Below are 9,988 nucleotides of genomic sequence, written 5' to 3'. Positions count from 1 at the left end.
TTTCGTTGCGCTCTGCCTCCGGGTTGTCATTGCAATCACCAACTATGAGCGAGGAAACGAACCGGGCTGTGAGAAGCTATGAGATGGATTCTATGACAGGCTCCATTCAGGTATCGTACGGTGACCGTGAGCTGGCACAGAGTGCCGTGAAACATGCCGTCAGGCATGCTAATACAAGCGAGTATAGCAGCAATCCAAAGAAGAGCATCTATACGACACTTCTGGCGAATATCGCGACTCGCAAACCTGAACTCATCGAGGAGGCAACTCCTGTCCTCATCCAGACTGCAAGTAACATCTATCGTGGTGATTGCGATCAGACACTGGCGGAGGGTGTCTGTGCTGTCTGCGAGCAGTATCCCGACAGGGCCCGGCGTGTAGTCGATGACGTACTCGAAGATGACGAAACACTGGTCGAAGCCATGTCATCACTCTACCAAAGCGAATTCGAGCGTGCCGCTGAACATCTGACGCACAGCGAAAAAGATGGCGAGGATCGAGAGAATCCAGTCAAACACGACGACGCGCTTGCTGATCTACTTGACGACTAAGCTTTCCACAGTGAAATAGAGCGTGACGAAGGCGGTGGAGAATACGGCCGATGACAATCGCGGACCGATCAATAAAACAGTGAGGGAAACCTGACCTACCGATCTGATGTGCGTGTGTATGCCTTCGATCACCATATGCTCCCGTTGATGTGGAAGAGTTGCGCCAGGAGACTCAGCCGGTGCCATGAAATCTTTCCGTCCCACTGGAATAGCCCTCCGAAGTTTTTTATCCTAATGAACTGTTAGAACATTCATGAATACTGATACGGTTCAAAACGAAGGAGCGGATGAGGGAACGTATATTCGACTCCCTGTCCCAGTGGGTGATCCAGACGCGTTTCGGTATGGTGCAATCGCAGACATTCTCCATATACTCGTCGACAATCCAGGACGAGAGTTCACGAATCGGGAGTTCCACCGAGTAACTGGACGAGGGTTGAGCGGTGTCAATGCCGCAGTTGATACACTCGAAGCGCTGGGCGTCATTACTGTCGACCGGTCAGGCCGAGCAAATGCTGTTCAAATCGATTCAGATATGCTCGTCAAATCTGATGATCCAGTCACGACTATTCCACAATCTGAGTATCATCCACCAATTAGAGCCATTCTCGCCGAGATTGAAGACCGAATTGCTGACGACGTCGGTGTCATCCTGTTTGGCAGTGTCGCACGAGGGACGGCCGACCGAACGAGCGACATCGACCTGTTTGTCGTTGTCGACGGTGAGCGAATGCAAGCACAGCGCGAGGCCCACACTATCGAACAAGAAATCGCTGACAAGACGTTCAACGGGGACCGATACGAGGCACATATTCTTGTCGAACCCAGAGAGTCGGCCGCGAGCCACGACAACGTTGCTGAAATTCTGACTGAAGGGCTAACACTCCGAGAATCAACGGCACTTGCCGCAGTGAAACAGGAGGTGTTCGAGAATGGGACTCGATGAAGTTGTTGATGCACTCGAACATGCCGAGGGACTGCTAGAAGACGGTGAGACAGGTCCAGCACAGGATTCACTTTCCTGGCAGCGCGCTGGCGATGATGCAGACATTCAGCTGGGGAAGGCGTGTGCTATGCTGGGAACATGCAGGCAGCTTCGGCAAGGAACAAACAACTACGTGAGCATCGTGGAACTCTCATTTAACGCAATTGAGCGGTCGTTCCAGTTCTATCTCGTCGAGATGACAGCGGCAGAGTCGGCAGACTACAGGAAACACGAAGAAGTGTTCGACGACATCGCTGCAAAGAATCTCTTCTCAGATGAGGACGTAGCCGGTCGAATCGACGCTTTTCGTTCCGAACACCGCTCGCGTTTCTATTATGATACCGATCGGCCAGGGAGAGATTTCGCGATGGCAATGCACGACCTGGCCGAAGAAATCCACCAGTATATCGTTGCGTTTGCCGACGCCCACTCACAGTGCAACTGCGACGATCGAGAGTGAGCCAAACAGTCGAGAAAGACACAGGCACAGAGCAGCACCAGATGCGAGCGTGAGCGCGCCCAGCAAAACAACCAAGGGTTAGCAATATGTACTAACTACATGGCCAATCAGATCAAAAAGTCAGGCACAGAAGGGCTGGCCCTCCAGATTACCAAGCCAGCCCGAGCGGCTGAACTCATCGAAGAGACCAGCGAGGGTGACGCAACGTACCAGGCAGATGTGCGTGTATTTTCCTTCGACCACCTCTTGCTCATCGTCGATGTAGACAAAGTCACGCCTGCAGACACTGCCGACCTCGTCGCCGCAGCAGCCCGGGATACGAAGACCATCTATCGAGCGATGGACGCGTCAATCCAGATCGCTGGCAACGGCTATCAGGTCCAGTTGCCCCCTGCTCGAGACGCTGGCTTCGCCGAAGGCGACCGCGCTCCATGCCACACGGCACGCGGTGTGCTCATCATCTCGAACGATGATGGCACTGCAGCCGGGGCCGATGCCGCCCGTCTCGCAGGTGATCTCGTGACGATTCGCACCGACCAACTCGCCTGACTGTAGTTAGTAAGTTGTACTAACTCTGGGGCGACACAACCGATAAGTACCACGCTGCTGTCAAACAGTGTGCAGTCGTGGGCACGTAGTTCAGCCTGGCAGAACGCCTGGGATGAGGCCACCTCTTGAGGGACGTGAGTCCGCGCGGCACGTCCCGCGTCGGTCAGTGAGTTGGCCACCAGGAGGCCCTGGGTTCGAATCCACAGCGTGCCCATCTGGGCGGCAGCTTGAGAAGCCAACACCCGGCCATTCGGTCGGAGCGACGACCACTACTTCGTCACACCGGTGTTCCGGTGAATCTCCCGTTTCCGTCTGGCGATATTACAGCGGAAATGACGGGTGTTACTAGGCCCCTCGCAGAGGGAGTTTCGCTCTCAGATGCCGTTCGAGCCGACATGCACGACGGTATCTCTTTGACTGCTGGTCACCAACTGCCTGATATGCCATTCAGCGTCTCCTGGCACACCCTCCTCGAGGAGTTGGAGAACCTCCCCGAGGGAGCCACACTGGTGACGCCGCTCTCTCACGATCGATTTCGCGTCTCTGACATCCAAGAGCAACGTGTCGTCATCAAGTTTCTCGACCGCGATATTGATTCGACCCGACCCTTGCAGCGCGAGCAATTCGAGACTCTGTACCGGCGAGTCACCGAAAACGAGGGCACGTTCGAGCTGGACCGACTTCCAGCCGATGCTGACCCGTATCCAGCCGTCTTGAGTCTCCATCCACGGTTCGAAGTCGACGAAGACCAGGGAACAATCCTCGAAACAGACGATCCCACAGCCACACAGGTCCTCGACGAGGAGCCATCCACAAACCCAACCGACCGAACTGAACCTGATCTCGATGTATACGCCGATGCACTCCTGCTCGTCGATGCCCTCGAACGCCACGAGGTCGAGACGCTCGATGAGTTGGAGACAGCGGACCTCGTGAATCTCTACACCCTGTGTTCAGACGTCCAGCGCAATGCGGACTCGCTTCGTAAGGATATCTCCGAGGTGCTACTGCATCGCTTGCACCACGACCGTCCAGTCAGCGGCCCCTTTGGGTCCGTCCAACGGACGAGTCGCCGGACCAAATCACTCAAAGACGAGCAGGAGGTTCTCGAGACGCTGGAAGCAGCCGGTGTCGATCGCGAGCAGATTACCAGCGTTGATGCCAGCAAAGTCGACGACGCTCTCGAAGTCACCGACGTGGCTGAATCCGACGTGTACGAGGTGAGCGAGTCAGAATACGTTCGCAAAGCCGACGTCGACGAAGACAGCAAAGAGACGCGCCTCCAGGGATTGAAGGATCAACTCGCAGCCAGTGACGACGACGAAGCAGCGGAGCTTCGTGAGGAGATCGAAGAACTCGAGAGCCGAATTGAGGAGCTAACGAGTTTCCGGACAGGGACTACCTATCACACTCAATCCGGGGCTGAGTGAGGCGCCAATCTTCCGGTCAGGGAGTGCGTTGGAAACTGCCCAGCGATAGCGCTATGTGCATGGCCTGTAAGAGCCTCGTATATGCCCATCATGTCGGCAGACGACTTCTCGATACACAGAGAGGACTGTCCTGTCGTCGACGATGGGATGCCAATTTCTGACTTGCCGGACGAAGTCACCTCGATCGACGATCTCGAGTGTGATTGCTGGAGTGACTTCGACTCACTCGACGACATCCCAGCTTAAACGCCCCCAGTCGGCGGGACAACAGTAAACCCCACAGGTTTCATCTTGCGCAGTTTCTCTCGTCCCAAGAGTGAGGTCCCGAATGTGGTTCAGTGGGATTGTAGACCAGCAACCCCAGCAGCGTCTGTGTTCTAATCGTGCCACAGATCGCCCATCACAGTGTGAGAAAGGTTATACGACTGCTGGGAGATGGACTGCCTAAGATATGAGTGAGCCGTCTGAGACCATCGAAATCCAAAACGTCGTTGCCTCGACCGCGATTGACCAGGAGTTAGAACTCGAGCAATTATCGATGGACCTCCAAGGCTCAGATTACAACCCCGAGCAGTTCCCGGGATTGGTCTACCGCCAGACCGACCCGAAAGCAGCCGTCTTGATCTTTCGCTCCGGCAAACTGGTTTCGACAGGGGCAAACACCGTGGAGGCAACGGAAGCCAGTTTCGAGACCGTGTTCGACGAGTTCGAGACTCTCGGGATTTCCATCAGTGATGAGCCAGAGAGCACCATCCAGAACATCGTCATGTCGGGCGACCTCGGAACCACGCTCAATCTCAACGCCATCGCCATCGGGCTCGGACTCGAAAGTGTCGAATACGAACCAGAACAGTTCCCCGGCCTCGTCTATCGGATGGATGAACCCGACGTTGTCACGCTTTTGTTCGGGTCGGGCAAAGTCGTGATTACGGGTGCCACAGCCCGTGAAGACGGTGCCGACGCGATGACACACATCACCGACGAACTCGATAAGCTCGGTCTCCTTGCCTGACGCACAATGCCCCCGAGTGCGGTTGCTGTTCCGGCCTGGCGAACGTTCCAACGGATCGCTCTGCCCCACATGTTTGGAGGAGCTGTATCCCAAGAGTTCAGATCGGAGGTCCAACTGGGAGACGGTCAATCGCGGTGAGTAACGCTGGTTCCAGCCCATGTTGCAACCCGGTCGACAAACTCATCGATGAGACCCCTGAGTGCTTCCTGATCAGTTGGATCAATATCGGCTGGCGGCTCAAACACTGCCACCTCCACTACGTCGGCATGATCCAACGAGCCGCTGTCAACCTCGACATTGAGGATAGCTTCAGTAAAAATGACGACCGCCCGCGTGTCGTCGACATCGAGAAACTCGATGTGGTGTTCGTTGAGGAGCGCCGGCAGATCGACGGCCGTCCCAAACGAATATCGCCGTGTCGACGCTTCCCAGCCAGTCATGAACCTTACCGTGCGGTTGGAGCCCCCTCCGTATAGGTCCTTGCTGTTCTGTGATGGCTGAGCGAGTACAACGCGCCGTGAAAGAAGATAACGACAGTACGACGGAATGGACAGTGGACAGCAGAAGCACGAAGATAGAAGGTTTGATACCACATGACAATCAATAGTATCGTTGCGATGGGTGTGTTCGATCCCGTCCGTGGGATCTTCAGTGCGGACTCTCCGACCCACCACGAGTGTCGGAAGTGTGGCTGCTCGCTCGAGACCCATCTCGATGAATGTCCCGAATGTGGGTCATCCGAAATTGCTTCCTATCAGCTCTGAGTGTCACCAACATCCAGGTCCACTATCTCACTTCTATCGGAGACGAATTACCCACCCGCTTAGTCGTCCTAGAGTAGCAATGTCGTAACTGATCGAACTCGTCGGTCTCTCATGATCGGCATCACCCCTGCGGTGGTCCAAGATTCTTCATCAAGAAATACGAGTTCGGGATATGCTCGTCTATGAGGTTGGTGAGCTTAGGTGTGTGTTTGAGGTCGGAGTATAATCGAGCGTCCCGCCGATGGGGTCGTTGAGTACCGTGAAGAATATGCAATTCATAGAGCCGGTTACGGGCTTCTCCATTTTTCAAACGGTGTTGGTATCCGCTTCCCATCTCTTGATTTGTCTTAATTTTTTATATAGGGTCTATTGATCATTTGAGTTGCGGCTATGAGATTAGATTACGAAATGAATGTTTCCGAAATCCACATTTCCAAATTCAAAGAACCTATATCATCTCACTGTTTAAGTGAGGTATGGAACAGTTCGTCAATCGTGACACGGAACTCGAGCAACTGACCGGCTGTTACGACTCGGATAAGGCCGAATTCATTGTGGTCTATGGCCGTCGACGGCTGGGAAAAAGTGAACTCGTTCGGCAGTCGATTGCAGACCGAGATGACGCCGTCTATTACCAGGCCGTCGAGTCGACTGCCGACAACCAGCTCGAGCAGTTCGTAAACACGGTCACGTCGACGTTTCCACAGCTTGACCGACTCCGACAAGATTGGGAAACACTGCTGGAAGCACTCGGTGACGAAGATGCAATCGTAGTCATCGACGAGTTCCCCTTTCTAATCGAAGAAGACGACTCGCTCCCCTCCCGCATCCAGCGTGTCTGGGACACTCATCTACAGGAGACGTCGATGACACTGGTCCTCGTTGGCTCGGCAATCAGCGTAATGGAAGAGAAGGTTCTGGCGGGCGGGAGTCCACTGTACGGTCGGCGGACCGCAACAATCGACCTGGAACCACTGTCTCTCGCGGATATGACCGCCTTCGTCCCGGAGTACGATGCTGAAGAGGTGCTCAAAACCTGGGCCATCTATGGCGGAACTCCGTTCTATCTCCAGACCATCGACCCATCACAGTCGCTGGCAGCAAACATCCAGCAGTCAATTCTCTCTGAGCAGGGCCTGCTGTACTCCGAGCCGGAGTTTCTGCTCCGAACTGAACTTCACCAGCCGAACACGTACTTCAGTATTCTCCGCGCGATCGCCCATGGACGGCGAACGCCGAACGAAATTGCAGGCATGGCCGGCGTTGAGTCACAATCGCTCAGCACGTATCTCCAGAAACTCCGTCAGTTGCGACTGGTAGAACGCCATATTCCCGTGACAGCTTCACCAACGTCGTCGAAACGCGGCCGGTATCGGCTTGCCTCGCCACTCTTCCGCTTCTGGTTTCGCTTCGTCTATGGCAAGCAGGACCAGCTCAGTTTGCTCAGCGACGAGGCTTTCGAAACCGTCGTTGCGCCGGAGTTGGCGGACTACGTGAGTCCGCTGTTTGAACAGCTGTGCCAGCAGGCGCTCCCTGACCTCGTCAATCGGCAATTCTTGAACATCGGCCAGTGGTGGTTCAAAGAACACGAACTGGACATTCTTGGATTGAGTGATGAGGGACTCGTTGCTGGCGAGTGCAAGTTTACGTCATCACCAGTGAGTGAAGGTGTGCTAGCTGACTTAGAACGAACGACCGAACAGGTTCAATGGTCGGACGGACCGGCTGATGGAGAGACACAGTACGTCCTGTTCAGTCGCTCTGGGTATACGACTGACCTGAAAAACCGGGCCGAGTCACGGGGTGACGTGTATCTCTTTACCGTGTCGGACCTCTTCTGAGAAGGGGCTGTTGGGATTGTTTTCCCGATCAACATCGGTGATTTCGGAGCTGAAGTCTGAAAATAGCGACGTTACAGCGATAAAGCTCACATGACACAATAAAGATGTACACCCAAGCGTGAACTCGACAAAAATGGGAGTTCTTCTGTAGAACGGGGTGACGTGTATCTCTTTACCGTGTCGGACCTCTTCTGAGAAGGGGCTGTTGGGATTGTTTTCCCGATCAACATCGGTGATTTCGGAGCTGAAGTCTGAAAATCAGTCGATCACATCGGGTTAGAGGAAGCGTCTGCTTGGGAGGAGTGTGGAAGCCACCCAAGCAGACAGCGAGATAGAGGAAGAACACCTGCTTAATTTTGTCGTCAACAGCCTCGACGAGGAACTTACGATAGACCTTAGTGAGGACGTCGAAGTCACCACGGAGAAACTGTACGAGGTCCTCGCCGGCGCCAGCGCCGGCGGGACCTCGATCAACCACGTCTGCAAAACGACCGACGACTCACCGCACGCCAACACCGTCCGTGGCCATCTCACCGAGCAGTTCGAACTTGACGCCGTCGAGGCAGTTGGAGACACGCTCCTCCAACGAGATGCCCTTGAGACACTCCCGGATCGACCGGTGGAGGTCGTCGCCGACCTCCACCTCGATCCCTACTACGGCGACGAAGACGAGACAGAAGCGCTGTACTTCTCACAGGCGAAACGGGGGACAACGACGTTTCACGCGTACGTGACGCTCTACGCGCGGGTACGCAACAAGCGGTACACGCTGGCGGTTCGCCAGCTTGTCGCTGGCGACACCACCAGCGATGTCCTCGCTGAGCTTCTCGAACTCCTTGACGGCCTTGACCTCGGCGTCAAGGCCGTCTACCTTGACCGCGGATTCTACAACAGCACCTGTCTCGGACTGCTGTACGCGCACAACTACGCCTACGTGATGCCGATCGTCAAGTGGGGCGAGACGATCCAAGACGAACTCAGCAGAGGCTGGAGCCGCGAGATCGAACACGATCTCGCCGGCGAGGTGACCTTCCCCGTGTTCATCGACTGCGTCTACCAGCAAGGACGATACGATGAACACGGGGTGGCGCGTCACGGCTACGCCGCTGACGCGCCGTTCATCGACACACCACGAGATGCACGGGAGCATTACAGCAAGCGCTTCGGCATCGAGTCCAGCTACCGCTTAGCCAAGCAGAGCCTCGCTTTCACTAGTTCTCAGGACGCTGGTCTACGGCTGATGATGTTTGTCGTGAGCCTGCTGCTCCAGAACAGCTGGCGGTATCTCCACTGGAAGTACGTGGCGGCGCCCCGCCACGGGGGGCGCCGCCTCTGGAACTGGTCGTTCACGGAGTTCTGTGAGATGGTGCTGCGGGCCGCCTGGACAGCGCTCGGTGTGCGCAGGGCTGTTCCAGCGAACCAGTCACTCGACGACCGGTTCTTCCGGTAGCTGTCCACCGGTCCGGACAGCGGTCGTGAGTGGCGACGCTGTCGCGTCGGCGGCGGTCCGCCGCCGACAGCGACGGTTCATCCCGAAGATTACGCTCACGAGCGCGCTTCGAAGACGCTTCACGACCAGTTCGATCTGATTCACCGCCATCAGACAAGATTACGCGGCCGCCGATGTGATCGACTGATCCTTGGGCTGTTCGGAATTCAATATCACCCCAATCGAGTTCAATAATAGCACCATCCTCGCTCTCGATCGGCTCGGTTCGTCCTTTTGGAATGTCAAGGTGCTCATCAAACTCATCGCGCCACTGTTTGAGAATTACTTCATTCCCAGCTACAATCAGAACACGAGGGCGTTCGTCGACGCGGTTACTCTCACCGGTCAATCCCCACTCCAGGTCGGCAGGATGTAGCTCACCATACCGATACGCAATGGCAGCTAATCCCAGAACTGTCTTGCCGGTCGCTGTCGCCATATCGACATATCCCCGCTGGTCATTTTTGATCCAGTTATTGAGAGCGGTACGCTGATGACCCCACAGCGGAGTCGTCATACGCGGCTCGTCAAGCTGTCGAAGAAGTTCGTCACTTTCGGCGGTACTATCTGGAAGATTTTCCAGTAACTGTTCAGCATATGCATCTGTGCTCGGATCGGAAAACAATTTCAGTGTTAAATCAGCGACGGAATCCGTATTTCGGAGCGTTCGCAGGCCTGCCCCTGCGTTTTTATCCCTGTAAGTGCTCCGGTCAATAGCACTCGCAGCTTGCTTTTCGAGAAAGGCCTCCAGAGCCCGGTCGATATCCATATTCTGCCCAGACTCATCTAATTTATAACGAAAAGGAGCCTGTCATAGAAAGCGTCACGTACGAAGCAGCAGGGTGCGCGAAGTGTGTCCAACACAAGCGCAACCCTGCACGATGTAGCTTCGGTAGACGACTTCTTG

At 55.3% G+C, this 9,988-nt stretch carries 12 protein-coding genes and 1 tRNA gene; 11 read left to right on the top strand and 2 right to left on the bottom strand.

Features of this window, described 5'->3' with window-relative positions:
- The 8 genes from N5098_RS06175 to N5098_RS06140 all read left to right on the top strand — a co-directional run.
- A partial coding sequence (locus N5098_RS06175; RefSeq protein WP_267636852.1) for a hypothetical protein occupies positions 1–551 on the top strand: 551 nt, incomplete at its 5' end.
- Positions 552–804: 253 nt separating this feature from the next.
- Positions 805–1,497, top strand: coding sequence for a nucleotidyltransferase domain-containing protein (locus tag N5098_RS06170; RefSeq protein WP_267636851.1), 693 nt, complete (start codon positions 805–807; stop codon positions 1,495–1,497).
- On the top strand, positions 1,484–1,996 hold the full coding sequence (locus N5098_RS06165) for a DUF8154 family protein (protein ID WP_267636850.1): 513 nt from the start codon (positions 1,484–1,486) through the stop codon (positions 1,994–1,996). The genes N5098_RS06170 and N5098_RS06165 overlap by 14 nt, the downstream gene beginning before the upstream one ends.
- Before the next feature lie 99 nt (positions 1,997–2,095).
- Positions 2,096–2,545 (top strand): hypothetical protein, encoded by a 450-nt coding sequence (locus N5098_RS06160; protein ID WP_267636849.1) that lies wholly within the window; start codon positions 2,096–2,098, stop codon positions 2,543–2,545.
- A gap of 79 nt (positions 2,546–2,624) precedes the next feature.
- Positions 2,625–2,759, top strand: a tRNA-OTHER gene (locus N5098_RS06155).
- A 226-nt stretch (positions 2,760–2,985) separates the two neighbouring features.
- Positions 2,986–3,975 (top strand): DUF7983 family protein, encoded by a 990-nt coding sequence (locus tag N5098_RS06150; protein ID WP_267636848.1) that lies wholly within the window; start codon positions 2,986–2,988, stop codon positions 3,973–3,975.
- 81 nt (positions 3,976–4,056) lie between these two features.
- The gene (locus tag N5098_RS06145; protein ID WP_267636847.1) at positions 4,057–4,221 is read left to right on the top strand and encodes a hypothetical protein; all 165 of its coding nucleotides are present in this window, start codon (positions 4,057–4,059) and stop codon (positions 4,219–4,221) included.
- Positions 4,222–4,426: 205 nt separating this feature from the next.
- Positions 4,427–4,987 (top strand): TATA-box-binding protein, encoded by a 561-nt coding sequence (locus N5098_RS06140; protein WP_267636846.1) that lies wholly within the window; start codon positions 4,427–4,429, stop codon positions 4,985–4,987.
- A 125-nt stretch (positions 4,988–5,112) separates the two neighbouring features.
- Here N5098_RS06140 and N5098_RS06135 read toward each other — a convergent pair whose 3' ends face one another.
- Positions 5,113–5,427, bottom strand: coding sequence for a hypothetical protein (locus tag N5098_RS06135; RefSeq protein ID WP_267636845.1), 315 nt, complete (start codon positions 5,425–5,427; stop codon positions 5,113–5,115).
- Positions 5,428–5,580: 153 nt separating this feature from the next.
- Between N5098_RS06135 and N5098_RS06130 the strand changes: the two genes are divergently transcribed.
- The 3 genes from N5098_RS06130 to N5098_RS06120 all read left to right on the top strand — a co-directional run bounded on the left by N5098_RS06130 (position 5,581) and on the right by N5098_RS06120 (position 9,042).
- Entirely contained in the window at positions 5,581–5,751 is a 171-nt protein-coding gene (locus tag N5098_RS06130; RefSeq protein ID WP_267636844.1) for a hypothetical protein, read from the top strand.
- Positions 5,752–6,227: 476 nt separating this feature from the next.
- Positions 6,228–7,592 (top strand): ATP-binding protein, encoded by a 1,365-nt coding sequence (locus N5098_RS06125; RefSeq protein ID WP_267636843.1) that lies wholly within the window; start codon positions 6,228–6,230, stop codon positions 7,590–7,592.
- A 304-nt stretch (positions 7,593–7,896) separates the two neighbouring features.
- A complete protein-coding gene (locus N5098_RS06120) occupies positions 7,897–9,042 on the top strand; it encodes an ISH3 family transposase (protein ID WP_267636842.1) in 1,146 nt (381 codons plus the stop codon).
- On the opposite strand, the gene N5098_RS06115 is transcribed toward N5098_RS06120, so the two are convergent.
- On the bottom strand, positions 8,939–9,850 hold the full coding sequence (locus tag N5098_RS06115; RefSeq protein WP_267636841.1) for a DEAD/DEAH box helicase family protein: 912 nt from the start codon (positions 9,848–9,850) through the stop codon (positions 8,939–8,941). The two genes, N5098_RS06120 and N5098_RS06115, sit on opposite strands and share 104 nt — an antisense overlap.
- Between the last annotated feature and the right edge of the window lie 138 nt (positions 9,851–9,988).

The sequence above is a fragment of the Halovenus rubra genome, from assembly GCF_026586665.1.
GTDB classification, from domain to species: Archaea; Halobacteriota; Halobacteria; order Halobacteriales; family Haloarculaceae; genus Halovenus; species Halovenus rubra.
This window is presented reverse-complemented; position numbering and strand designations above follow the sequence as displayed.